Origin of the sequence: Microbacterium sp. K24 (assembly GCF_004794465.1) — a bacterium.
In the GTDB taxonomy this organism is placed as follows: domain Bacteria; phylum Actinomycetota; class Actinomycetes; order Actinomycetales; family Microbacteriaceae; genus Microbacterium.
On sequence record NZ_SSDJ01000048.1, the window covers coordinates 22,044 to 45,589 of the forward strand.

Here is a 23,546-nt window from a genome sequence, read left to right on the forward strand (position 1 = left end):
GAGGGCGTCAGCGCACCGCGCCGACCCAGATCCCCGAGGCCCATGCCTGCTGGTCGCCGTTGCAGCCGACCGAGCCCGGATACCCGCGGACGACCGCCATGCAGTTCGCCAGGAACTCGGGGTCGTTGCCGAACAGCGACCCGTAGCCCGCGGAAGAGGTGAGGGCGCCCCACACCCGGAACTGATAGATGTGCGCGAGTTCATGCGCCATCGCCCAGTTGAGGCGCCCGGTGCTCCAGTCGGCGATGTCGGCCCGGTACTTGATGTAGCCGTTGCTGTTCGCACAGGCCGGAGCGTTGCCGCCCGCGCACGACGACGACTCGTACAGCCCGACTCCCCCGCCCCCGACGCGATCGAGCGCCGCCCGCACCCGGGAGTACCCGTCGGGGCCGCTGGTCGACCACAGCGGCCCGCCGGGTCCGGCGCTGCGCGCGGACTGGATCGCCTCCCAGCTCGTCACCTCGGAGCCGATCTTCTCGGTGATCGCATGGATGGTCGCCGTCGCGGCCGTCACCGTGTCGGGGTTCTTGTTCTCGGCGAGCACGGTCTGCTGCGTGGAGAGCGCCGATGCGAGATGCGTGGAGGTGTCGACCTTGCCCTTGGCGCCCTCGATCGCCGCGCTCAAGGCGGTGAGCTCGGCGACGAACCCGGGACGGACCTCCAGCACGGCCGCCCGGTCCGCCGTGTCCTGCTCGGCGCGCTCGATCGCGCCCGCCAGGTAGTCGGTGCGCTGTGCGGCGGAATGCGACTGGGATGCCAGAGCGCGCAGTTCGGTGACGGCATCCGCTCGCTGCTGGTCGAGGCCGTCGGCGCGGGCGACGATCCCGGCGCAGAGGAGGACCGCCGAGGCGACCGTGACCGCCAGCATGCGGCGGATCACTTCAGGAAGCCCGTCGTGTCGGCCAGCTCGGCGTCCTGCTCGGCGATCTGCGACCGCAGCGCCGTCAGCTTCTCCGCGAGCTCGAGGTTCTCGCCGTGCGAGGCGTCGAGCTGCTGCTCGACCCGATCGATCTCGGCCCTCACCGCGGCGAGGGCGGATGCGCGCTCCTGATCGGCGACCACGACGAGGGTGAATCCGCCCACCAGCAGCAGACCTCCGACGACGACAGCAAGACTTCGCATCTCGCTCCCCAGGACAATCGCGACAGCTCCGGAACCACTCCGATGTGCCCAATATACAACTGGGGGCGCACCGACCCCGGCGGCCTGCCGGTGCGGGCGGCCGAGGTCAGATCGCGATCTCGCTGCTCGCCAGCCGACTTTCGGCGGCCAGCTGACCGCTGGCGAGATGCTCCGGCACGATGCGACGCAGCGCCTCCACGTCACGAGCGGCGATCGCCTCGAGGATGATCCGGTGCTCCTCCGCCATGGCGAGGAGGTCGTCGTGCTGGCCGAACAGCCAGCGCAGCCGCGTCGCGAACACGTCGATAAGCTCGCACAGCATGTCGTTGCCCGCGAGCACGGCGGCGACCTCGTGGAACTCTCCCGCGGCCATGCGGGCCTCCTCGGGCCTTCCCGCCCGGGCGGCGGCGAGTTCGCGTTCGTAGACGTCGCGGAGTCGGGCGATCCCGGCCGCATCGTGCCGCTCGGCCGCGAAGACGAAGATGAGCGTCTCGATCGACTCCCGCACCTCGGCGAAGTCCCTGATGTCGCGCTGCGTGAATTCGCGCACCACCGCCCAGCTGCGCGGGCGGGCGACGACGACACCCTCGGAGACGAGAGTGCGGATGGCCTCGCGCACGGGGAGGCGCGAAACGTCCAGTTCGGCGGCGATATCGCGCTCGACGAGCCGGGATCCCGGCACGCGCCGGCCCACGACGATGTCGTCGCGCAGAATGCGCGTCACCCTGACCGACTCGAGTTCGCCGGTAGCCCCCGCCCCCGTCATGCCCGCATTCTCTCACCAGAACGGCGGTTCACCAAGTTTTGGTATCCCAATCGCTCCCGACCGAGGAGATCCGCATGACGGGGGCGACTTCTCAGGGCAGGCGGTTCGCGATCGCGAGGTTGGCCTCGAGCTCTTCGGCGTTCTGCCGGGTCACGTACGCCGGCCGGTCGCGCTCGACGCGCCAGGACTCGCTCAGCGGTCCGATGTCGACCGTGTCGAACCCCGCCTCGTCGTAGAAGCGCGTGACGAAGGCGACGGCCTCGGCGTCGCCCGCCGTGGCGAGGGCGCGGCGATCCGGGGTGCCTGCGGGGGTGCCGTCGGTCGTGATCGCGGAGGCGTAGATGTGGTTGAACGCCTTGGCGATCTTCGACGTCGGAAGCTGACGCTGCAGCAGCTCCGACGTGGTGGTCTCCCCCTTGTCGAGCTCCTCGATGTGCCCGTCGCGCTCGTGGTAGTAGTTGTTCGTGTCGAGCACGATCTTGCCGGCGAGCTGTTCGACGGGGAGGCGGTCGATCGCGTGCAGCGGCACCGTCACGACGACCGCATCGCCCGCGGCGGCGGCATCCGCTGCGGTGGCCGCCGTGGCCTGCGGTCCGAGCTCCGCGACGAGGTCGGCGAGCGTCTCCGGTCCGCGCGAGTTGGCGATCACGACGTCATAGCCGTTCGCCACCGCGACCCGCGCGACCTGGCTGCCGATGTGTCCTGCACCGATGATTCCGAGAGTTGTCATGCTCGCCCCAACGCCGGGGCGGCCGCGCTATTCCCGCATGTGACGGCCTGTGTCCGGGTCAGAGGTCGAGCAGCAGGCCTTCCTCCACGCGGCGATAGCCGAGCTCTTCGTACAGGGCGATCGCGCCGGTGTTGAAGCCGAACACATGCAGGCCGATCGAGTCCGCGCCGAGGCGACGCGCCTCCCGCTCGGCCGCGTGCATCAGCGCCCGCCCGTACCCCTTGCGCCGCTGCTCGGCGGCGACCTCGATGTCGAGGATGAAAGCGTGCGGTCGACCGTCGCGTACCCGCATGCCGAGCCAGAGGATGCCGACCTCGACGCCGTCGACGGAAGCCGTGAAGAGCTCCTGCCCCTCGGTGGCGAGCCCGTCGGGCAGCTCGAGAAGCATCTGCCGATGCGACTCCGCTGCCGCCTCCTCGGGTGAGTAGCGCCCGGACGCGGCGAGATCCTGCGCGAACCCCGCCTCGGACTGGGCGGCGAAGCGCGGGTAGCGCTCTGCCGTCATGGGCGACACCTCGACATGTGCCTCGACCGGCCGATCGCGCAGCGGCTCGAGCACCATCTGGATGGAGGCGAGGGTGAAGCCGCGCCCGTCGGCGAGCGCCCGCGCGGCGTCGTCCTGCGGGAACAGCGGGATGCCGAGCTGCGTCGCCCCCATCTCGGCGGCGAGGGCGAGTGTCTGCGCGAACAGCTCGTCTCGCTGAGCGCCGGTCGGCTCGACCGTCACCGCGAGATCGAACAGGAACAGCTTCTGATCGCGGAGCACGGCCCAGGCGGTGCCGAGGTCACCGTGCTCGTCGTCGACGATGCGGAGGACCCGCATCGTGGGCGACGACGGCTCCTCCGGGACCTCGCCGAGGATGCGGTCGGCATAGGAGACGGCATCCTCACCGACGCGCATGCCCGACGTCTGGTTCCCGTCGATCAACCGCTGCCGGGCCGCGGTCCGCCAGTCCTCGAATCGATCGGCAGGAAGCGGCAGCAGGCGGAGCGACATGCTCCCATCCTGCCGTCATGACCCGCGCCCGTGTCAGCTGCGGGTCAGCGCGTCTTCGGCCGCGACCCAGGCGAGCATCGCGCACTTGACGCGGGCCACGTACTTCGAGACCCCGCCCAGCGCCGCCGCATCGCCGAGCAGCTCCTCGTCGGGCTCGATCTTCCCGCGCGAGCGCATCGCCTCGCGGAAGGCCGCGATGCGGACCTCGAGCTGCTCGACGCTGAGACCTTCGGCGAGCCCGGCGAGAAGCGACGCCGATGCCTGCGAGATCGCGCAGCCGTGCCCCTCCCAGGCGATCGCCTCGACGCTGCCGTCGGCGGCACGGTGCACCTGCAGGGTGACCTCGTCGCCGCAGGTGGGATTGACCTGATGCGACTGCGCGGCGATCTCGTCGCGGAGCCCGTAGCCGTGCGGGGTGCGGGAGTGATCGAGGATCAGCTCCTGGTACAGATTCTGCAGGTCGCTCATACGCCCCTCCGGAAGAACTCGATCGCGCCGGCGACGCCGTCGATCACGGCGTCGACCTCGGCATCCGTCGTGTAGAGATACGTGCTCGCCCGCGTCGACGACGTGACGCCGAGGCGACGGTGCAGCGGCTGGGCGCAGTGATGGCCGACCCGCACGGCGATGCCGAGATCGTCGAGGAACTGGCCGACGTCGTGGGAGTGGATGCCGGCGACGTCGAAGCTCGCGAGCCCCACGCGTGGAAGGTCGATGCCCGCTCCCAGCACGCGCACACCGTCGATCGCGCCGAGACCCTCGACGAGCCTCCGGCCGAAGGCCGCCTCGTGCTCCGCGATACGCGGCATCCCCACCGCGGTCAGGTAGTCCACGGCCGCGGCGAGCGCGATCGCCTGCGAGACCCGCTGCGTGCCCGCCTCGAAGCGCTGAGGCGGCGGAAGGTATTCGGCCTCTGTCGTCGTGACCGTGGTGATCATCGACCCGCCGGTGAGGAACGGCGGCATGGCCTCGAGCAGCTCATGGCGGCCGTACAGCGCGCCGATACCGGTCGGTCCGAGCATCTTGTGACCCGAGAGAACCGCGAAGTCCACACCGAGGGCGCGCACGTCGAGCGGAAGGTGGGGGGCCGACTGGCAGGCATCGAGCAGCGTCAGGGCTCCGACCTCGCGGGCGAGCGCGACCAGCTGGACGACCGGGTTGATCACTCCGAGGACGTTCGAGACGTGCGTGAAGGCCACGAGCTTCGTGCGCTCGGTGATGAGGTCCGCCGCGACATCGAGCCGGAGGGCGCCGTCGTCGTCGAGCGGGATGACGCGCAGGGTCGCACCGGTGCGGGCGGCGAGCTCCTGCCACGGGATGAGGTTCGCGTGGTGCTCCATCTCGGTCGTGACGATCTCGTCGCCCTCGCCGATCCGGAGTCGATCGGCGGCTGCTCCCCCGCGTCCGACCGAGGCGTTCGACAGCGAGTACGCCACGAGGTTGATGGCCTCGGTCGCGTTCGACGTCCACACGATCTCGTCGTCACCGGCGCCCACGAATCGGGCGAGCGTGCTCCTGGCGTCTTCGAAGAGCTCGGTCGCCTCGGCGGCGAGAGTGTGCGCCCCGCGATGCACGGCGGCGTTCAGCGTCGTGGCGAACTCCCGCTCGGCGTCGAGCACCGCGAACGGCCGCTGCGACGTCGCGCCCGAATCGAGATAGGTGAGCGGATGCCCGTGCACCTCGGTCTGCAGGATGGGGAAGTCGTCCCGGATGCGCCGCACCTCGGCGTCGCTCAACGGGGCGAGGACAGAGGCTTCGGGCGAAATGCTCATCGTTCCAGTTTCTCATCTCGCGCTCGCGGAAGGGGCGGTGTCGCGATCCGTGACAGTTAGGCTCGCAGCATGTTCCGCCCCGACACCCTCGCGACCTTCATCGTCGCCGCCTTCGTCATGGTCGTCATCCCCGGTCCCACGGTGCTCTTCACGATCGGACGGGCGATGGCACTGGGGCGTCTGGGCGGGTTCCTCAGCATCCTCGGCACGGCCGCCGGTTCGATCGTGCTGGTCGTCGCGGTGGCTCTCGGCGTCGGGACGATCGTCGCCCAGTCGGTCGTGCTGTTCACGATCGTCAGGATCCTCGGCGCCGGCTACCTGATCTTCCTCGGCATCCAGGCGATCCGGCATCGGAAGGATGCCGCCCAGGCGATGGCCGGCGTGCAGCCGCGACGCTCGGGACCGAGGCTTCTCCTGGAGGGTTTCGTCGTCGGCGTCACGAACCCGAAGTCGATCGCGTTCTTCCTGGCGATCCTCCCCCAGTTCGTCGATCTGCATGCGGGCTCGGTCGCCGCGCAGCTCTTCGTGCTCGGTGCGATCGTCGTGACGATCGGCGTCGCGTGCGACGCCATCTGGGTGCTGCTCGCCAGTGCTGCGCGCGACTGGTTCGGCCGCTCCCCGCGCCGGATCGAGGCGATGAGCGCGACCGGCGGCGGACTCATGATCGGGCTCGGCGCGTTCCTGCTGGTCTGGAGCGAGAAGCCGGCCGCCACGTGAACGGGACTCGGCCGACGCGCGATCACATGCGCGCGTATCGCGAACGCGCGATGCAGAACAGGCCGTAGACGGCGAGACCCGCGCCCACCGCGCAGAGGATCACCGGTCCGAGGGGCAGCGCCACGAGGCTGTGCAGAGCCCCGTCGAGCCCGGACGACGTGTCGGGGTCGTTCGTGAAGGCCGCGACGACGAACAGCACGCCGGTCACGGCGACGGCGATGCCCTTGGCGATGTAGCCGACCACGCCGAAGGTCACGATGCCTCCGCGCTCGACGCCCGACGGCAGGTCGAGGAGCTTCTTGAACCCCCGGGTGAAGCCGCTGACGACGAATCCGATGCCGACGCCGAACACCGTGAGACCGATGATGACCAGCAGCACGACGCCGGCGGGCGCGGCGAGCAGCACGGCGCTGAGCGTCTGGGACGCCTTCTCGGAGTCGGCCTCGCCGCCGAACGCGAAGATGATCGCCATCCCGGCGATCACGAGGTACGAGAGCGCGATGCCGAAGAACTTGACCCGGCGCCCCCACTTCTTCGTCTCCTCCGGGTTCGCGGCGAGGAAGGCGCTGGCGATCTGCCAGACGGCGAGCGCGATGAGACCCGCGGCGATCACGGCCAGCAGCAGTCCTCCGACAGGGCTGAACCGGACCTGCTGCATGGCGCCGTCCTGATCGGCGTCACCGCCGCCGCCGAGGGCGATCGAGACCGCGAGGCTGCCGATGATGATGTGGATGATGCCGACGACGACGAAACCGGCGCGGGCGACCCAGCGGAATCCGTCGGACCCCTTCGTGGCGCGCGCAGCGTCTTTGGCGGTGCTCATCGTCGAAGACTACGCGGACGGCGCGGTGATTCTCGACACCGGCTGACGCAGGATGGTCCGCAGCCTCGCGGGTTCGACGCGCCGCATGTCGCTCAGGTAGATCTCGTGGTGTCGCGCGTTCATCTGCAGGCCGTTCTCGGGGATGAAGCGGTGGTGGATGTCGTCGAGGACCGGCCCCTCGTCGTCGAATGCTCCGACGTGCAGCGTCTGCACGCTCAGCCCCTCGTCGAGGGTCTCGAGGCGCACCGCGGAGAGCGCCGGCGAGGGCGACTCCTTCTTCTTGACCGCCTTCGCCGCGACGCTCTCGACGGCGTCCGCGAACATCTCAACCGTCACGTGCTCGGGCACCATGATCATGAGCGTCCACAACCAGGCCGACTTGTCGCGCTGCGCCGTGAAGGCGTTCATGTCGTCGGCGTGCCAGAGCCCTTCGAGCGGCATCACGACGGTGTCGATGCCCAGCTCCTTCCGGCTCGCGAACTTCAGGGTGTAGGCGAGAGGGAAGAGCGCGGTCACGGCATCCTGATAGACCTGCGACGTGTTGGGATCGCCGGCTCCGTCGACCATGAGGTACTGCAGGGGCGGCACCTCGACCAACCGGATCTCGCCGCGCTTCGCCTGATACGCGTCGAGGGTCTTCTTGGGATCGATCGCCATGGCACGCCTCCGTGTCTCGTGCCCTCAGTGTGGCATCGGCCGCCGACATCGGGCCGGAGGGCGGATGCCGCTCCCCGGCCCGATCGATCGCCTCAGCCCTGTTCGACCGGCAGCCAGAGCTCGCACGAGGCGAAGTCGCCCGTGAACTCGAGGTAGCGCACGATCGAGGGTCCCGGACGCAGGCGCCACGGGTTCGACGGGAACCATTCGGTCGCGGTCGCCGCCCAGAGGTTCTGCAGCGTCGCGGGGAACGGCCCGCGGGCGGCGAAGACCGCCCAGGACCCTTCCTCGATCCGCAGGACATCGAGGTCGTCCGGCACCGGCGACGACGCCTGCAGGGCGACGCCGTGCAGGTAGGTGAGCAGGGTGCCCTCCGGTGCGTCGGGCTCGATGTCGGCCGTGACAGCGAGGATGCCGCCGGGCTCGGCATCGCCGAGCTCCTTGAGCCGCGCGTGCTCGGCCACCGGGATGGCGGCGATGTGCTGCTGGATCTGCGGGTTGACGCCTTGGTGGATGAGCGGGACCTCGACCGCATGGCCGACGAGGACGAGCTCGGGAAGTGGGGTGATGGTGACATCCATCGGAGTGCTCCCTTCGACGCTCAGGCGGAACCGGAGCGTGGGTTGTGTGCGGAGAGGACCCCCGTCTCGACGCGCATCGACCGGGCCGATGCCGTGCACCGCGCGGAACGCCCGGCCGAACGCCTCGACCGAGCCGTAGCCGTGGCGCACGGCGACATCCAGCACGTTCCCGGCACCCGCGACCAGCTCGGCCGCGGCCCGTGTCATCCGCCGGCGTCGCACGTACTCGGACAGCGGCATCTCTGCCAGAGCCGAGAACATCCGGCGCAGGTGGTACTCGGTCGTGCCGTGCTCGCGCGCGAATCCGGCGACATCGATCTCCTCCGCCGTCGTCGTCTCGACGAGATCGATCAGGGCGTTGAGCGTGCCGATCATGAGGTCCTCCATTTCCCCACCATCGTGTGCGCAGAGCGCACCCGACCGCCCGATCATTCTTGCCGGATCCGATCGGCTCCCTTTCACAGCGAGCCCATCACACCCGACGAGACATATGTGAACGGGGTGCAGCTAGGCTTGATAGTCCTGGGGAAAACGGCGAAGGCGAAGCAAAAGATGAGAGTGAACGATGTTCTCTCCGGCGTCCCCTTTGCGGCACCCGAGCTGCCCGACGCCGAGAATCCGTTCCTGCACACCGAGCTGTTCGTGCACGCCCAGGTGACCCGCATCCTCGTCGATGTGATGGCGGGCACCGTCGGCATCCTGCTCGAACTCCGGCACGTGGATCACCTGCCGGCGAACACCGCCCTGCTGCGCGTGACAGGGGTGGCGCAGCAGAACTGGATCTGCACGGCGACGGCCAACGAGTTCACCGCCTGGTCGATCACGGGCGCGACGATGCATCAGCGTCCGGGCGAGTTCCAGTTCGTCGCCCAGTGCCTTCCGGCCGGCGCGCTGCGCGTCGTGGGGTCGGCCGCGGAGTTCGTCCTGCTCGAGGCCGCCACCCTCGCGACCGCTCCCCCGGATTACCTCAACGACCCCAGGGAGCTGATCCGGTTCGGGGTCGCCGACGGGAACACCGAGTGCGAAGCAGTGGGGGTCGCCCGCTCGGCGCAGACCGAGAGGGTCTGACGCCCGATCAGCCGCGGAACGCCGCGAGCGCCGCGTCGATGATGTCGAGGCCGCGGGTCGCGTCGTCTGCGGTGATCACGCACGGCGGCACCACGTGGATGCGGTTGTCGGCGAAGAACGGCAGCAGCCCGCGGCCGAGCAGGTCGCTCTTGAGCGCGCCGATCGATGCGGCGGCGAGCGGCGCCCGCGTCTCGCGGTCCTCCACCAGCTCGACGGCCCAGAACACCCCGCTGCCGCGGACCTCACCGATGAGCTCGTGCTGCTCGGCGAGCTGCTCGAGGCGCGGTCCGATGACCTCGGCGCCGATGCGCTTCGCGTTGTCGACGATGCCCTCCTCGCGCATGGCCTCGATGGTCGCGACGACGCTCGCGGCCGCCAGCGGGTGGCCCGAGTAGGTCAGTCCTCCGGGGAAGACCCTCTCGTCGAAGTGGTGCGCGATCTCGCCGGGGATGATGACTCCGCCGATCGGCACGTAGCCGGAGTTGACGCCCTTCGCGAAGGTGATGAGGTCGGGACGCACGCCGAACGCGTCGAGCGCGAGCCACTCGCCGGTGCGGCCGAAGCCCGCCATCACCTCGTCGAGGATCAGCAGGATGCCGTAGCGGTCGGCGATCGCACGCACGCCCTCGAGGTAGCCGGGAGGCGGGGTGAGGATGCCGGCCGTGCCGGGAACGGTCTCGATGAGGATCGCGGCGATGCTCTCGGGGCCCTCGGCCTGCACGACGCGCTCGAGGTGGTGCAGCGCGCGGGCGGACTCCTCTTCGGGCGTCGTCGCCCAGAACTCCGAGCGGTACAGGTACGGCCCGAAGAAGTGCACGTGACCGCGGGAGTACTCGTTCGGGATGCGGCGCCAGTCGCCGGTCGCGACGACCGCTGCTCCGGTGTTGCCGTGGTACGAGCGGTAGGCCGAGAGCACCTTGTCGCGTCCGGTGAACAGACGGGCCATGCGGATCGCGTTCTCGTTCGCGTCGGCGCCGCCGTTGGTGAAGAACACCTTCTCGAAGCCCTCGGGCGCGATGTCGACGATCAGCCGCGCGGCCTCGGCGCGCACGGCGTTGGCGTGCGCGGGAGCGACCGTGGTGAGGATGTCGGCCTGCGCCTGGATCGCCGCGACGACCTTCGGATGCTGGTGCCCGATGTTCACGTTGACGAGCTGGCTGGAGAAGTCGAGGTACCGGTTGCCGTCGGCATCCCACACCGTCGTCCCGGAGCCGCCGGCGAGCGGCAGCGGTGCGAGCGCGCCCTGCGCCGACCACGAGTGGAAGACGCGCGAGCGGTCGGCATCCGACACCTCGGCGTTGGTCGAGGACGAGACGGCAGAGGGCGAGGGGTTCGACATGGGTGTCCTTCGGATCCGTGCGGGAGCGGCTTCTGATCATCTCAGTCGCCGACGACACCGCGAATCGCCAATCCGTCTATCGAACGCTGGCTTGACGGACAGAACGGCATCGGACAGGATGCGGAGGTGCCTGCCACTCTCCGCGCCCTGCTCGACGAAGCGCGATTCGACCTCCGCGCCGTCGGCGGCGTCGACGACGCCCTGCTCACCCGGGCCATCCTCTGGGCGCACAACTCCGACCTCCCCGACCCCACGCCGTGGCTCGACTCGGGCGGACTGCTGCTGACCGACGGCCTGCAGTTCAGCGCCCCGGACCCCACCCCGGTGCGGCCGTACGTGCGGCGGCTCGTCGAACGCGGCGTGCTCGCTCTGGCCTTCTCGACGGGGATCGTGCACGAGCGCATCCCGGACGACCTGGCGGAAGCGGCGTCGGCGGAGGGGCTGCCGCTGTTCGAGGTTCCACGGGACACCCCGTTCATGGGCATCATCCGGTTCGTCTCCGACGCCGTGGCCGACGATGACCGGCAGATGCTGGAGAGGTCGCTGCGCGCGCAGCGGTCCGTCGCCCGCGCGGCCCTGCGCCCCGACGGGCTCGCCGAGATCCTGCGCGAGCTCGAGCGCGAACTGGGCTGCTGGGTGGCGCTGTTCGACGCCGCCGGCTCACGTGTGAAGGTGCCGACACGGCACCAGATCCCGCCGTCGCTGGCGTCGGAGATCGAGGATGCCGTGGCCGACACGCTGTCACGCGGCCGCACCGCGGCCGTGCGGCTCAGCATCGCCGGAGCGGGCGAGGTCACACTGCAGACGCTCGGACAGCGCGGAGACCTTCGCGGCATCCTCGCCGTCGGCACCGGAACCGGCGCCCTCGATCGCGCACGCGCCGACCTCGTCGACGCGGTCATCGCCCTCGCCAGCATCGCTCTCGAGCAGAGTCGCACGCTCGACGAGGCGCGTCGTCGGCTGCGATCCGGAGTGCTCGAGCTGTTGACGGCGGGGATCACCGCGGTCGCCCAGCGCACCGTGTCGCACCTGTGGGGTCCGCTCCCCGACGGCCCCCTCCGCGTCGGCTGCATCGCCCTGCCGGACGGCGAGGACGGCGGCGCTCAGAGCCTGCGGTCCGGGATGGAGCTGCTCGCGGTCGAGAGCGAGGGCGCCCTGTTCTTCGCGGAGCGCGACGGGCGCATCGTGACGATCACCGCCGACGACGGCAGAGCCGACCTGCTCGCGCTGCTGCATCGCCACGGCGCCGTCGCCGGCTTCTCGGCACCGACCGCCTGGGACCGCTTCACCGAGGCGATGAGCGAGTCCGAGCGGGCGCTCGCGCGGGCGACGCCGACCCAACCCCTCAGCGACTTCGACGACATGGCGCGGGTCGGGCTCCTCGGGCACCTCGAGCACACGCAGGCGCACGACATCGCCCGGCGGATGCTGCTGCCGCTGCAGCACACGAACGCTCCGGCCGACCTGCGCCGCACCCTCGAGGTGTGGCTGGAGCACAACGGCGCATGGGATCCCGCGGCCAAGGCCCTCGGCATCCATCGCCACACCCTGCGTGCCAGGGTCGATGCCGCGGCCGTGCTGCTGGACCTCGATCTCGATACCTTCGCCGCTCGGGCGGAGCTCTGGGGCGCGCTGCAGCTCACTCGCCCCTGACGCGGGCCCTGACGCAGCCCTCGCCGAACGGCCCCTTCGTGCACGACCCTGCCCCGTGCGAGCGTTCGCACGGGGCCGGGTCGATCGAAAAGGGCCGGGTCGGCGGGGCGGGAGCTCAGCTGTTCTGCGGGAACCCGAGGTTGATGCCGCCGTGCGAGGAGTCCGTGCGCGTCGCGGGGTCGATCCACCGGCTGGTGACGGCCTTCTCGCGCGTGAAGAAGTCGAAGCCGTGCACGCCGTACGCCTTGGCGTCACCGAAGAGGCTCTTCTTCCACCCGCCGAACGAGTGGTACGCGACCGGCACGGGGATCGGCACGTTGATGCCGATCATGCCGACCTGCACCTCGTTCTGGAACCGGCGGGCGGCTCCTCCGTCGTTGGTGAAGATCGCGGTGCCGTTGCCGAACTCGCCCGAGTTGATCAGGGCGAGGCCCTCGTCGTACGACGCGACCCGCACGACCGAGAGCACCGGCCCGAAGATCTCCTCGGTGTACGCGCGCGACGTCGTCGGCAGGCCGTCGATCAGGGTGGGTCCGAAGAAGAAGCCGTCCTCGTGCCCGTCGACCGTGAAGCCGCGGCCGTCGACGACGATCGTCGCTCCGTCGGCCTCGGCGATGTCGACGTAGGACGAGACCTTGTCGCGGTGCACATCGGTGATCAGCGGCCCCATGTCGGGCTCGACGCCGTCGACGCCGGCGCCGTTGCCGATCTTCAGGGCGGCGATGCGCGCGGTGATCTTCTCGATCAGGTCATCGGCGACGGGCTCGACGGCGAGGACCACGCTGATCGCCATGCAGCGCTCACCGGCGGCGCCGAACCCGGCGTTCACGGCATTGTCGGCGACGAGGTCGAGGTCGGCATCCGGCAGCACCAGCATGTGGTTCTTCGCCCCGCCCAGCGCCTGCACGCGCTTGCCGTTCTTCGATGCCGTCTCGTAGATGTACTGCGCGATCGGGGTCGAGCCGACGAAGCTGATCGACTGCACGACGGGAGAGGTGAGGAGTCCGTCGACCGCGAGCTTGTCGCCCTGCAGCACGGTGAAGACGCCGTCGGGCAGACCGGCCTCCTGCCAGACGCGCGCCAGCCACAGCGCCGCGGACGGGTCCTTCTCGGAGGGCTTCAGGACCACGGCGTTGCCGGCCGCGATCGCGATCGGCACGAACCACAGCGGCACCATGACGGGGAAGTTGAACGGAGAGATCACGCCCACCACGCCGAGAGGCTGCTTGAGGGAGTAAACGTCGATGCCCGAGGAGGCGTTCTCGCTGAACGCGCCCTTGATGAGGTGCGGGAAGCCGGTCGCGAGCTCGACGACCTCCTGACCGCGGAGGATCTCGCCCATCGCATCGGAGACGACCTTGCCGTGCTCCGACGTGATGATCTCGGCGAGCTCGCGCTTGCGGGCGTTCAGGATCTCGCGGAACGCGAAGAGCACCGACTGGCGCTTGGCGATCGAGTAGCCCGACCACATCCGGAATCCGGACTCCGCCGAGGCGATCGCGGCGTCGATCTCGGCCTGGTCGGCGAGGGCGACCCGCGCCTGCACCGCGCCGGTGGCGGGATTGAAGACCGGAGCCGTGCGACCCGACTCCGTCGCGCGCAGCGCGCCGTCGATCCAGTGGGCGATCACCGGGACGGAGGAGTCCGTCGTCGAGGCGGCGGACGTGGCAGTGATGGTCATTCTTCACCTCAGGGGTCGTCGAGCGGGGCGGGTGAGACCAGTGAAGCAGGATGCGTACCGACCGCAGCGTGCCAGTACGTCCTCCGATCACACGACAGCTCGACGATCAGGCAGATGTGACCCTTCCGGAGTCGCGCGCTCAGACGCCGATGGCGTCGTCGACGACGTCGAACACCTCGGGATCCCACGTGATCGCTCGCTCCCACGGAAGATCGAACGCATCGGCGAAGAAGATGCTGTGCACGTCATCTGCGAAGGTGCGGCGGGAGACGTTCGGCAGCACGGCCGGCGGCACCTCGTCCGCCCGCGCACTCTGCTGAGAGACGAGGCCGTCATGCGGCCAGAGCTGGCGCGGTCGCTCTGCGGACCGGAAGCGACCGGCAGCGACGGCCGTGACGCGCACCCCATCGAGCACCCCTTCCTGCGCCGCGTTCCAGCGACGCAGGAAATGTCGCGACACCTGGTCGGCCGCCCCCTGAGAGTTCTCGGCCGCGTAGGCGCGCGACTGCTCGAGGATCTGTGTCGTCGCGGGATCACCGTGGGCGTCCGCGACCGAGATCTCGTCGCTGAGCACATCCCCGAGGAGCGAGCCGTCCCAGGGAGTGCCGAGCGTCACCAGTCGACTCACCGTCGGCCCTCCCGCACGGAGCTCGCGGATGGCGGCACGGGAGAAGAGACCACCCATCGAATGCCCGACGAGGTCGACGCTCGTGAGACCGCGCTCCTCTGCCAGCCAGCGGAGGAAAGCCGCGAGGGCGGTTCCTGCCGCATCGATCTCCCCGACCGCGTTGACGGTCAGCGCTGCGGGCAGGACCACGGGGACATCGGCGAACCCCTGCCATCCGGCATCCTCGCGCACCTCTCCGACGCCCATCCGCGCGGGAGCGGTGAACACGGACACGCCCCGAGCGAGAAGATGCGCCCGGAGCGCCGTGAGGGTGTTGCCCGCGGCGAGCCCCGTCCGGGCGGCGCGCTCAGGATCGGTGAAAGGCGTGACGGCGGCTCCGCCGGACACGAGGACGACGGCGTCGGCCATGGCGCTCCTTCTCTGCTCCCTCAGGCGGACTCCACCCTAGCCGTCGAGGTACCCGCAGGGCGACGCCCGGTCAACCCCGTGCCGCGGCGCCGCGAGTCATGCGAACCTCGAGGAGTCCGAGGGAGGGAAGACGCGCATGGTGTCGTTGAAGGAGCTGTGGCTGGTGCGTCACGGTGAAAGCGTGGGGAATGTCGCGGCCACCGGGGCCGAGGTCGCGGGTGAAGAGGTGATCGCGCTGGCGATGCGCGATGCGGACGTTCCTCTCTCCGACACGGGCGTCGAGCAGGCGAGAGCGCTCGGCGCGGCGCTTCGCGAGGCGGACGAGCTGCCTCAGATCGCCTGGCTGTCGCCGTATCTCCGTGCTCAGCAGACATTCGCGCTCAGTGTCGAGCACGGCGCCGCCGTCGATCGGGTCCTCACCGACGAGCGCCTTCGGGACAGGGAGCTCGGCATCCTCGACCTTCTGACGTGGCGGGGCGTCGCGGCTCGGCATCCGGAGGAAGCGGAGCGCCGCGCGCGACTGGGCAAGTACTACCACCGGCCACCGGGTGGCGAGTCCTGGGCGGATGTGGCGCTGCGCCTGAGGTCGTTCCTCCGCGACGCACTCGACGCCGACGCACGCGTGGGCCTGGTGGTGGCGCACGACGCGGTCGTCATGCTGCTCGTCTCGCTGCTCACCGGAATGGACGAGCCGCACCTGGTGGAGTTCGCCGCAGCCCACACCGTCCTCAACGCCTCCGTGACGCGACTGCGCTTCGACGGAACCCGATGGCACCTCGTCGACTTCTCCGACGTGCGCCACCTCGAACAGCTCGGGGCCGAGATCACCGTGCACCCCGGGAGCCCCGATGTCCAGCCCGGCTGAGCCGACGCGCGTCACCCCCGCGCTATTGCGCGCGTGGGGGCTGCCGGACCCGGGCGATTCCAAGAACTCTCGGGGCACGGCGATGATCATCGGCGGATCGCGCCTGTCGACCGGCGCTGCGGTGCTGGCCGGCGAGGCGGCGCTGCGGGTCGGTGCGGGGAAGGTCGCCGTGACGACAGACGCGGCCGTCGCCGATGTCGTGCGCCTCGCCCTGCCCGAAGCCGGCGTGCACGAAGCGCCGAGCGCGGGCCGGCCGATCGATGACGCATGGCGCGCCGCCTGCGAGGCCTCCGACGCGGTGCTCGTCGGTCCCGGGCTCGACGACCTCGCGCACGCCGAGGAGTGGCTGAAGCGCCTGGACGGGCTCGAGATCGCGTGCCTCGTGGTCGATGCCTTCGCCGTCGGGGTGCTCCGCGACGTGCCGCGCTCGACGCTTCCCCGGGCGCTGATCGTCAACGCCAACCTCGAAGAGGCGGAGGTGCTCCTCGGCCGTCCGATCGATGATCTGCTCCACGACGTCGCACGCATCTCTCGCGACCTCGACGCGGTGGTGCACTGCTACTCCGCCGTCGCGGCGCCGTCCGGAGCCGTCTGGAGGATCGACGCAGGTGGTCCCGGCCTGGGCACCGCCGGGTCGGGAGACACCGCGGCCGGCGCCCTCACCGGCTTCGCCGCTCGCGGTCTCGAACCCGAGCGCGCGGCGGTCTGGGGCGCCTGGTGCCACGCCCGGGCCGGGGACCGCCTGACCGAGAGGATGGGCCTGGGCTTCCTCGCCCGCGACCTCGTCCGTGAACTGCCGGCTGCCGTCCTCGACGCACTTGAAGCGCCCTCGGCCGATTCGTAGAATATTGGTGACGTCTGACGGGTCGCGGCACCTGTCGATCGGGTGGGCATTGCTTGCCGAGCGGCGTCCACCACCTCGACCGCGTGCGAGTCCGCCACCGGTAGCTCTCGCTTCGGCGTGCGCTGCCGGAACGAAGGACTTCTCCGCGCCCCCGTCCGACCGACATCAGATCTGTCCGACAGGAGGTTGAGATGACTGGACTGGCCGCCCCGCGGTTCGAGCTCCGGAAAGTCGCTGAGCACGAATGGCTGATTCTCGATCACCGATACGAGGTGAACGATCCGCGTCGAACCGTGGGCTGCGTGTACAAGGTCGATGAGTACGAGGTCGAGGTCATGTGGATGCGCGAGATCCCCGCGGCGACACGGTACATGGAACCGATCGACGCCCTCGAAGAGGTGCGACGGTTCGAGGAGCGCGATCGGTCGACGAGGCCGATCACGATCCCGCACCTGCCGCCGCTGATCGCCTCGTGAGGGAAGCCGCGCCCGCGCCGCAGCGCTGCTGCTGCTGACCTCCTTCGCGAGCGGTCGACGGCTCTCAGAGCCGCGCCGCCGCCTCCCGCGCACCGCGCACCGCGATGGCGACGCTGGTCAGGGTCGGGTTCATCGTGTTCGCCGTCGGGATGAGCGCGTTGCCGCCGACGACGAGGTTCTCGAAGCCCCAGACCCGCGAGTACGGGTCGGCGACACTCGTGCCGTCGTCCACCGCCCCCGCGCGCATCGTGCCCATGTAGTGCAGGCTCGAACCGTTGGGCAGCAGTCGCGGCTCGGCGATGAACGTTCCGAGCGCGGCGCCGGCGCGGCGCAGGTGCGCGGTGGCGTCTGCGATCTCCGCCTCCTCCACCTCGGTGAGGGCGTACTCGATCGTCATGTTCGGCAGGCCGCGGTAGTCGAGCTCGTCGTCGTCGAAGCGCACGCCGTCCTCGGCGCGAGGGTGCTTGCGGACGCCGTACCCCATGTTCACGTAGCCCCAGCGGTTGCCCGCGTGGGGGTGCGACGGATCGAGGGGGAACGGCGGGTTCTCGGCGTACATCACCTGCAGCGAGAACGGGTGATCGGGCTCGGAGAACGGGATGCGGTTCACCGCGGCGACCGGGTCGGCCGGGTTCTGCGCGCGCCGGGCGAGTTCGCGCTGCAACTCGTCGTCGCTGACGAGTTCGGCCATCCGGTCGCCCTCGAGCGACACCGTCGAGATCACCACGTGATGCTCGGTCAGGTAGCGACCGAGAGCCGCGGGACGGATGCCGGAGGCCCACAGCAGCTGCGGCGAGCGGAACGCGTCGGCCGCGACCACGACGAGGTCGGCGGGCACGAACGACGCCTCCTTCGTGCGCAGGTCTTCGACCGTCACCCCGGTGGCCCGTCCGCCCTCGTGCTCGACCCGACGGACCAGAGAGAGGTCGCGCAGCTCGAACCGAGCGTTCTCGTCGGTGCCCTCGTCGATGAGAGGTCCGAGCACCATGTCCGCGCCGGCCCACACCATGGTGCCGTCCGGCTGCGGGTCGCCCGCGATGGGGAGCGTGCTCACGCCGTAGCCCTCCGGCAGCTCTGCGGCGAACTCCCCTTCGAGCAGGGTGCGGATGGCCCCGCCGATCGGCGAGTCCGCGAAGGCCGCGCCCTGATGGTGGAGCAGCCCTTCGGCGGTCTCGATGAGCTCCTCCCACTCCTCGTCGTCGATGAACGGGAGCTTCTCGCTGAACGCCGGCCGCGGGATCGCACAGGTCCAGTGCGAACCCTGGCCGCCGACGTTGGTCGCCGCCGCCGCTGCCGGGAACGTCGGTGCGTGCGCGGAGCCCTCGCCGCCGAAGTCGAGCAGGTGCGTTCCCTGGCGCGCGGTGAACATCCCCTCCACGACGACGCCGGCGGGGATGCCCAGCGATTCGCGGAAGGCGCCGGCCTGCGGGCCCTGCGCCATCTCCCTGGCGCGGGCCTTCTCGTCCGGATCGGCGATGTTGCGCACGCTGGCGCCGGGGCGCTCGGTGATCTGCGGTCCCGCCTCGAACATGACGACCCGCGCGGTCGGGTGGCTCTGCAGGATCACGCGGGCGTACGCGGATCCGACGGGTCCGCTGCCGACGATCGCGATCGTCGGGTTCTCGGTGGGGGTCAAGTTCTCGGACATGGATTCTTCTCCCGGATGCAGGCGGATTCAGGCGGTGACGGGTTCGGCGGACGGGACGGCGTCGTGCTCGTCGGAGAGCCGGCCGGCGGGCATGAGGAGCGCGACGACGAACCCGACGACGTAGGCGACCGCGAGCGCCGCGAACACCGGTGCGAAGACATCGCGGTAGATACCGGCGACCTCGGCCTGGACAGCGGCGTCGGACGCCTGCACGAGCTGCGGTGTCAGGGCGGTCGCATCGAGGCCTGCCGGCAGCAGCGCGGCGACACCGAATCCGACGACCCCGCCGATCACGGCGGTCGTGACGGTCGCGCCGACCTGGCGCACGATGTTCACCGTGGCCGTGATCGCTCCCGTCGAGCTCCGCGGTGCGGCGCTCTGCACCACGGCGACGATGAGGCTCATGAAGGCACCGGTTCCGACGCCGACCACGAACATGACGATCATCGGCGCCCAGAGCGGCAGTCCGACGGGCAGGAACGCCATGGCGCCCAGACCGACCGCCCCCAGAGCCGTCCCGATGATGGGGTAGATCCGGTAGCTCCCGGTACGGCTGGCGAGGAAACCGGTGCTGAGGTTGCTCAGCAGCATCCCGAACACCGTCGCGATCGGCACGAGCCCCGACACGGTCGCCGACGTCTGATAGGCCATCTGCACGTAGGTCGGCAGGTAGGCGGTGATCGAGAAGAGTCCGATGCCGATGATCGCCGACAGGGCGGTGCCGACGGCGATGGTGCGGTTCGCGAAGAACCGCAGCGGCACGATCGGCTCCGGCGCCCGCATCTCGGCGAGCACGAAGGCGGCGAAGGCGATGATCGCGGCGGCGAAGGCGACGACGGTGGCGGTGCGCAGGCCGGGATCCGCCATCCAGGACACCGCCAGCACCAGGGCGACGAGCGCGGCGGTGAACGTCATGGCGCCGGCGACGTCGAAGCGGCGCCTCCCGCCGGGCGGGATGTGCGGCACGGCGACCACGGCGAGGGCGAGGGCGGCGACGCCGATCGGGATGTTCACCCAGAACACCCACTGCCAACCCCAGAAGTCGGTGATGAGCCCGCCGAGCACGGGACCGACGAGGATCGCGATCGGGAAAGCGGCGCCGATGACGGCCATGTGTTTCGGGCGTTCCCGGGGCGAGGTGACCTGCGCGATGATCGTCTGCGACATGAGCTGCAGACCTGCGGAGCTCATCCCCTGCAGCACCCTGGCCACGATGAGCCAGGGCATGGTCTGCGCGAATCCGCAGGCGAGTGACGCGGCGAGGAACACGACGAGCGAGGTGAGGAACACGGCGCGCGGCCCGACCACGTCGCCGAGCTTGCCGAGCACCGGGAGCAGCACGGTGCTGGCCAGCGTGTAGCCGACGACCACCCAGCCCATGTGCTCGAGGGCGCCGAGCTCGCCGGCGATGGTGGCGAGCGAGGTGGAGACGATCGTGTGGTCGAGGGCGCCGAGGAACGACACCGTGAGCAGGGAGACGACGAGAAGACGCAGACGCAGCGTCGAGAGTGGGGGCATGACCGATGGCCCGATCGATCGGGCAGTCGACGCGACTTCGTGTGCCCCGCTCGCAACGTCACGAGCGGGAACGGGTTCGAGGAACCCCGGCGCCATGTCGAGTCTACTCCCACTTTGGTCGCTTTTCAACTAAAGCGGGCGACGGCGCGCGCGCGAGCGGACCCGCGCGCGCGGCAGGGCCGGCGCGGAGACCGCGCTCCCGACGCGTCCGACGAGCTCACCCACTCCCTCGACCACCATGCGCACCACGTCGCCCTCGACGAGGGGAGGCGGCGTGAGGCTGCCGTTGCGCCCCCAGAGCTCGCCGAGACAACCGCCGTTGCCGACCGTGCCGCTGCCGAGCACATCGCCGGGCACGACCCGCGAATTGCGCGACGCGTAGGCGACGAACTCCGGGAACGGCCAGCCCGCGTTCGAGACCAGGTCCTCGCCGATGAGCTCGTCGTTCACGAAGACCTCGGCGCGGATCGCGAGGAAGCCCTCGTCGTCGAGGTAGGGATCGAGCTCATCCGCCGTGACGATCCACGGTCCGAGGCTCATTCCGAAGTCCTTGCCCTTGGCGGGCCCGAGCCGCACCTTCATCTCCCTGGCCTGCAGATCGCGCGCCGACCAGTCGTTCATGATGGTGTACCCGAAGATGACGGATGCGGCGGCCTCGGGATCGAGGTTGGACTCTCCGGCGCCCGGCCCTCCGCCGATCACGACGGCCAGCTCCAATTCGAAGTCCAGGCGCTCGGTCACCGGCGGATGCAGCACATCGGCCGGTCCCAGGATCGTATGCGGGTTCCCGAAATAGAACGTCGGAGCGTCGTACCACTCCGGCGCCACGTCGCTCTTGCCCTCGACACCGGCGCTGACGCCCTCGACGTGCTCCTCGAACGCCACGAAGTCGCGGACGGATGCCGGCACGAGAGGGGCGAGCAGGGTCACCTCGGCGAGTGCCGGACCAGTCGCTCCCTCGAGCTCGCCATGCAGCTCGCGCGCGGCATCCAGACCAGCGGCGAGCACGTCGGCGACGCCCAGCCCGCGGGGGAAGGCGAGCACCTGATCGCCCTCCACGAACCCCTCACCCACCTCGCTCCCCGCGAGCCAGCGGGCGATCCTCATGCCCGCACCCGACGCCGGAGCAGCGCTTCGGCGTTCCCCCCGAGGATCCCGTCGACGACACCCGCATCCAGGCCTGCCTCCTCGATGAACTCGACCGGGCTGTCGAGACCCATGTCGAACGGGTAGTCGCTGCCGAGCAGCACGCGCGACTCGCCCGCGACCTCGACGAGGCGCCGCAGCGCCTCCGGATCGTGCACGACGGTGTCGAACCAGATCTTCGGAAGATACGTCGACGGCGCGTGCGCGCAGCGCTGCGCCTCGGGCCGCACCCGCCAGGCACGATCGGAGCGCCCGATCGCGAAGGGCAGGTAGCCCCCGCCATGGGCCGCGACGATCGTCAGGTCCGGATGCCGATCGAGCACGCCCGCGAAGATCAGGTGCGACAGCGCCACCGCATTCTCCACCGGCTGTCCGACCGTGTTCGACAGGTAGAAGCGATCGAGGCGCTCGTCGAGCGAGCATCCGAACGGGTGCAGGAAGACCACCGCACCGAGCTCGGCGGCCCGCGCCCAGAACGGCTCCAGACGCTCGTCGGAGAGCTCCACGTCGCCCGCGAACGACGAGATCTCGACCCCCGCGAGTCCGCGGCCGAGCACTGCGTCGTCGAGGCATTCGACGATCCGCTCCGGATGCTGCAGGGGAACGAGTCCCAGTCCGACGAGGCGCTCGGGGGCCTCTGCCACATGCTCGGCCACCAGGCGGTTCGCCTCGTTCGCCGCCCACACCGCCAGCCCCTCGGGCGCCCACGGATAGAAGTGGTTCGGAGACGCGCTGACCCACTGCACGTCGACGCCCTGGGCGTCCATGTCGGCCAGGCGCACCGGCACCGACGTGAGCTTCGGGATGCGTGCGCCCACCATCGGGCCCGAGACGGCGAGGCTCTCCGCCCCGTTCCTGGTGAGTTCGAGCGCCGCGGCCTCGCGCACGAGGTCGGGCACCCGGCGCTCGACCTCCTGCTGCAGCGACGGCAGCAGCACGTGGGCGTGCACGTCCGTGGTCATACCGGCGCCGCCATCTGCTGCGCGATGCCGAAGATGAGTCCGCCGGCGTCGGCCTCGCGGTTGTGCTCGAGCTGCCAGCGGCCGAGCTGCACCGAGGCATCGACCACCGCCTGGGCGCGAGGCAGCCGTCGCGCATGGAACTCGTCGAAGAGCGCGTCGTCGACGGCATCCCGTCCGGTCAGCAGCTCGGTGAGCACGAACGCGTCCTCGAGCCCCTGCGCTGCGCCCTGCGCGATCGTCGGAGGGCAGGAATGCGCGGCGTCGCCGATCACGATCACGCGGCCGCGGTTCCAGGGAGCCGGCACGACGTGCTGCGTGAACCAGGTGTAGTTCGCGACAGCGCCGGCCTCGAGATCGGCGCGGATCGAGTTCCACGGCCCGTCGTACGCGCGCGACGCCTCGAGCATGATCTGTGTGGCCTCCTCGCCCGTGACCCCGAAGCGATCCTGGGCGTCTTCGACGAGGAACGCGTACATGGTGTCGTCGCCGGTGGGCGTGTAGCCCGCGATGTACATCGGACCCCCGTAATACAGCTCCGAGCGGTCGACGTCGGCGGGGCGGGAGACGAACGCGCGCCAGATGCCCATGCCGGTCGGCTCGGGCTTGGTCTCGATGCCGACGAGCTCGCGCACCGCCGAGTGCAGGCCGTCTGCCCCGATGAGCAGGTCGTACTCCCCCGTCGATTCCTCGTTCACGAACACCTCGACCGCTTCCGCGCCGTGGGCTTGCAGCCCCGTCACCTTCGCTCCGAAACGCACCTCGGCACCCGCTGCGCGCGCGTGCTCCAGCAGGATGCGCGTGAGTTCGGCGCGCGGCATCCCCATCGCGGCCGGGTAGTCCGGACCGCCCGTCTTCACGTCGGGGAGCGCGGCGACCACGGGGGCACCGGGGCCGGGAGCGCGCAGGTTGAGCCCTTCGAACGGGAAGCCCGCCGCGCGGATGTCGTCCCATGCGCCGAGCGCATCGAAGACGCGCAGGGCGTTGCCCTGCAGCGAGATGCCGGAGCCGAGGGTCGACGGGGCGTCCTTCGCCTCGAAGACGACGACCTCCACGCCCGCCTTGGCCAGCTGGATGGCGGCGGCGAGCCCGGCGACCCCGGTGCCGGCGATCGCGACCTTTCGTACTGCGGTCATGTGCAGAACCTC

The 23,546-nt window shown here is 70.3% G+C and carries 24 protein-coding genes; 6 read left to right on the plus strand and 18 right to left on the minus strand.

Annotated features, from left to right (window positions below):
* Positions 1-7: 7 nt before the first annotated feature.
* From DW306_RS02625 to DW306_RS02655, 7 genes are all read right to left on the minus strand, one after another.
* Positions 8-880 carry a hypothetical protein gene (locus DW306_RS02625; protein ID WP_240747026.1) on the minus strand — a complete coding sequence of 291 codons (873 nt, stop codon included), beginning with the start codon at positions 878-880 and terminating at the stop codon, positions 8-10.
* Complete coding sequence (locus tag DW306_RS02630; protein WP_136054092.1) at positions 877-1,122, minus strand: hypothetical protein; 246 nt, start codon at positions 1,120-1,122, stop codon at positions 877-879. The genes DW306_RS02625 and DW306_RS02630 overlap by 4 nt, the downstream gene beginning before the upstream one ends.
* Before the next feature lie 106 nt (positions 1,123-1,228).
* Positions 1,229-1,888 carry a GntR family transcriptional regulator gene (locus tag DW306_RS02635; RefSeq protein ID WP_136054093.1) on the minus strand — a complete coding sequence of 220 codons (660 nt, stop codon included), beginning with the start codon at positions 1,886-1,888 and terminating at the stop codon, positions 1,229-1,231.
* Positions 1,889-1,979: 91 nt separating this feature from the next.
* Positions 1,980-2,618: an NAD(P)-binding domain-containing protein gene (locus tag DW306_RS02640; RefSeq protein WP_136054094.1), complete on the minus strand. Its 639-nt coding sequence runs from the start codon at positions 2,616-2,618 to the stop codon at positions 1,980-1,982.
* A 58-nt stretch (positions 2,619-2,676) separates the two neighbouring features.
* Positions 2,677-3,615, minus strand: coding sequence for a GNAT family N-acetyltransferase (locus DW306_RS02645; protein WP_136054095.1), 939 nt, complete (start codon positions 3,613-3,615; stop codon positions 2,677-2,679).
* A 33-nt stretch (positions 3,616-3,648) separates the two neighbouring features.
* Positions 3,649-4,083 (minus strand): Fe-S cluster assembly sulfur transfer protein SufU, encoded by a 435-nt coding sequence (gene sufU / locus DW306_RS02650; RefSeq protein ID WP_136054096.1) that lies wholly within the window; start codon positions 4,081-4,083, stop codon positions 3,649-3,651.
* A complete protein-coding gene (locus DW306_RS02655; protein WP_136054097.1) occupies positions 4,080-5,387 on the minus strand; it encodes a cysteine desulfurase in 1,308 nt (435 codons plus the stop codon). Before DW306_RS02655 ends, sufU begins: the two co-directional genes overlap by 4 nt.
* Before the next feature lie 69 nt (positions 5,388-5,456).
* Here DW306_RS02655 and DW306_RS02660 point away from each other — a divergent pair, with 69 nt between their 5' ends.
* A complete protein-coding gene (locus DW306_RS02660) occupies positions 5,457-6,104 on the plus strand; it encodes a LysE family translocator (RefSeq protein ID WP_136054098.1) in 648 nt (215 codons plus the stop codon).
* 22 nt (positions 6,105-6,126) lie between these two features.
* Here DW306_RS02660 and DW306_RS02665 read toward each other — a convergent pair whose 3' ends face one another.
* The 3 genes from DW306_RS02665 to DW306_RS02675 all read right to left on the minus strand — a co-directional run bounded on the left by DW306_RS02665 (position 6,127) and on the right by DW306_RS02675 (position 8,540).
* Complete coding sequence (locus tag DW306_RS02665) at positions 6,127-6,927, minus strand: DUF1206 domain-containing protein (RefSeq protein ID WP_136054099.1); 801 nt, start codon at positions 6,925-6,927, stop codon at positions 6,127-6,129.
* A 9-nt stretch (positions 6,928-6,936) separates the two neighbouring features.
* Positions 6,937-7,584 (minus strand): GyrI-like domain-containing protein, encoded by a 648-nt coding sequence (locus tag DW306_RS02670; protein ID WP_136054100.1) that lies wholly within the window; start codon positions 7,582-7,584, stop codon positions 6,937-6,939.
* Between the two features lie 92 nt (positions 7,585-7,676).
* Positions 7,677-8,540, minus strand: coding sequence for an AraC family transcriptional regulator (locus DW306_RS02675; protein WP_136054142.1), 864 nt, complete (start codon positions 8,538-8,540; stop codon positions 7,677-7,679).
* A gap of 183 nt (positions 8,541-8,723) precedes the next feature.
* Between DW306_RS02675 and DW306_RS02680 the strand changes: the two genes are divergently transcribed.
* Positions 8,724-9,233 carry a hypothetical protein gene (locus tag DW306_RS02680; protein WP_136054101.1) on the plus strand — a complete coding sequence of 170 codons (510 nt, stop codon included), beginning with the start codon at positions 8,724-8,726 and terminating at the stop codon, positions 9,231-9,233.
* Between the two features lie 7 nt (positions 9,234-9,240).
* Here the strand turns inward: DW306_RS02680 and DW306_RS02685 are convergent, their stop codons facing one another.
* A complete protein-coding gene (locus DW306_RS02685) occupies positions 9,241-10,572 on the minus strand; it encodes an aspartate aminotransferase family protein (protein WP_136054102.1) in 1,332 nt (443 codons plus the stop codon).
* A gap of 126 nt (positions 10,573-10,698) precedes the next feature.
* Here DW306_RS02685 and DW306_RS02690 point away from each other — a divergent pair, with 126 nt between their 5' ends.
* Complete coding sequence (locus DW306_RS02690; protein ID WP_136054103.1) at positions 10,699-12,225, plus strand: PucR family transcriptional regulator ligand-binding domain-containing protein; 1,527 nt, start codon at positions 10,699-10,701, stop codon at positions 12,223-12,225.
* Positions 12,226-12,340: 115 nt separating this feature from the next.
* Here DW306_RS02690 and DW306_RS02695 read toward each other — a convergent pair whose 3' ends face one another.
* Both DW306_RS02695 and DW306_RS02700 read right to left on the minus strand, forming a co-directional pair.
* Positions 12,341-13,906 carry a CoA-acylating methylmalonate-semialdehyde dehydrogenase gene (locus DW306_RS02695; RefSeq protein WP_136054104.1) on the minus strand — a complete coding sequence of 522 codons (1,566 nt, stop codon included), beginning with the start codon at positions 13,904-13,906 and terminating at the stop codon, positions 12,341-12,343.
* Between the two features lie 139 nt (positions 13,907-14,045).
* Positions 14,046-14,942, minus strand: a complete 897-nt coding sequence (locus tag DW306_RS02700; RefSeq protein ID WP_136054105.1) for an alpha/beta hydrolase — start codon at positions 14,940-14,942, stop codon at positions 14,046-14,048.
* Between the two features lie 136 nt (positions 14,943-15,078).
* On the opposite strand from DW306_RS02700, the gene DW306_RS02705 reads away from it, so the two are divergent.
* The 3 genes from DW306_RS02705 to DW306_RS02715 all read left to right on the plus strand — a co-directional run bounded on the left by DW306_RS02705 (position 15,079) and on the right by DW306_RS02715 (position 17,127).
* Positions 15,079-15,807 carry a histidine phosphatase family protein gene (locus tag DW306_RS02705; protein WP_136054106.1) on the plus strand — a complete coding sequence of 243 codons (729 nt, stop codon included), beginning with the start codon at positions 15,079-15,081 and terminating at the stop codon, positions 15,805-15,807.
* Positions 15,791-16,651: an ADP/ATP-dependent (S)-NAD(P)H-hydrate dehydratase gene (locus DW306_RS02710; protein WP_136054107.1), complete on the plus strand. Its 861-nt coding sequence runs from the start codon at positions 15,791-15,793 to the stop codon at positions 16,649-16,651. Before DW306_RS02705 ends, DW306_RS02710 begins: the two co-directional genes overlap by 17 nt.
* Before the next feature lie 191 nt (positions 16,652-16,842).
* The gene (locus tag DW306_RS02715; RefSeq protein WP_136054108.1) at positions 16,843-17,127 is read left to right on the plus strand and encodes a hypothetical protein; all 285 of its coding nucleotides are present in this window, start codon (positions 16,843-16,845) and stop codon (positions 17,125-17,127) included.
* A gap of 64 nt (positions 17,128-17,191) precedes the next feature.
* Here the strand turns inward: DW306_RS02715 and DW306_RS02720 are convergent, their stop codons facing one another.
* From DW306_RS02720 to DW306_RS02740, 5 genes are all read right to left on the minus strand, one after another.
* A complete protein-coding gene (locus DW306_RS02720; RefSeq protein ID WP_136054109.1) occupies positions 17,192-18,775 on the minus strand; it encodes a GMC oxidoreductase in 1,584 nt (527 codons plus the stop codon).
* A gap of 27 nt (positions 18,776-18,802) precedes the next feature.
* Positions 18,803-20,293: an MFS transporter gene (locus DW306_RS02725; protein WP_136054110.1), complete on the minus strand. Its 1,491-nt coding sequence runs from the start codon at positions 20,291-20,293 to the stop codon at positions 18,803-18,805.
* A 129-nt stretch (positions 20,294-20,422) separates the two neighbouring features.
* Positions 20,423-21,400, minus strand: coding sequence for a fumarylacetoacetate hydrolase family protein (locus DW306_RS02730; protein ID WP_136054111.1), 978 nt, complete (start codon positions 21,398-21,400; stop codon positions 20,423-20,425).
* The gene (locus DW306_RS02735) at positions 21,397-22,401 is read right to left on the minus strand and encodes an amidohydrolase family protein (RefSeq protein WP_136054112.1); all 1,005 of its coding nucleotides are present in this window, start codon (positions 22,399-22,401) and stop codon (positions 21,397-21,399) included. The genes DW306_RS02730 and DW306_RS02735 overlap by 4 nt, the downstream gene beginning before the upstream one ends.
* Positions 22,398-23,534, minus strand: coding sequence for an FAD-dependent monooxygenase (locus DW306_RS02740; RefSeq protein WP_136054113.1), 1,137 nt, complete (start codon positions 23,532-23,534; stop codon positions 22,398-22,400). Before DW306_RS02740 ends, DW306_RS02735 begins: the two co-directional genes overlap by 4 nt.
* Between the last annotated feature and the right edge of the window lie 12 nt (positions 23,535-23,546).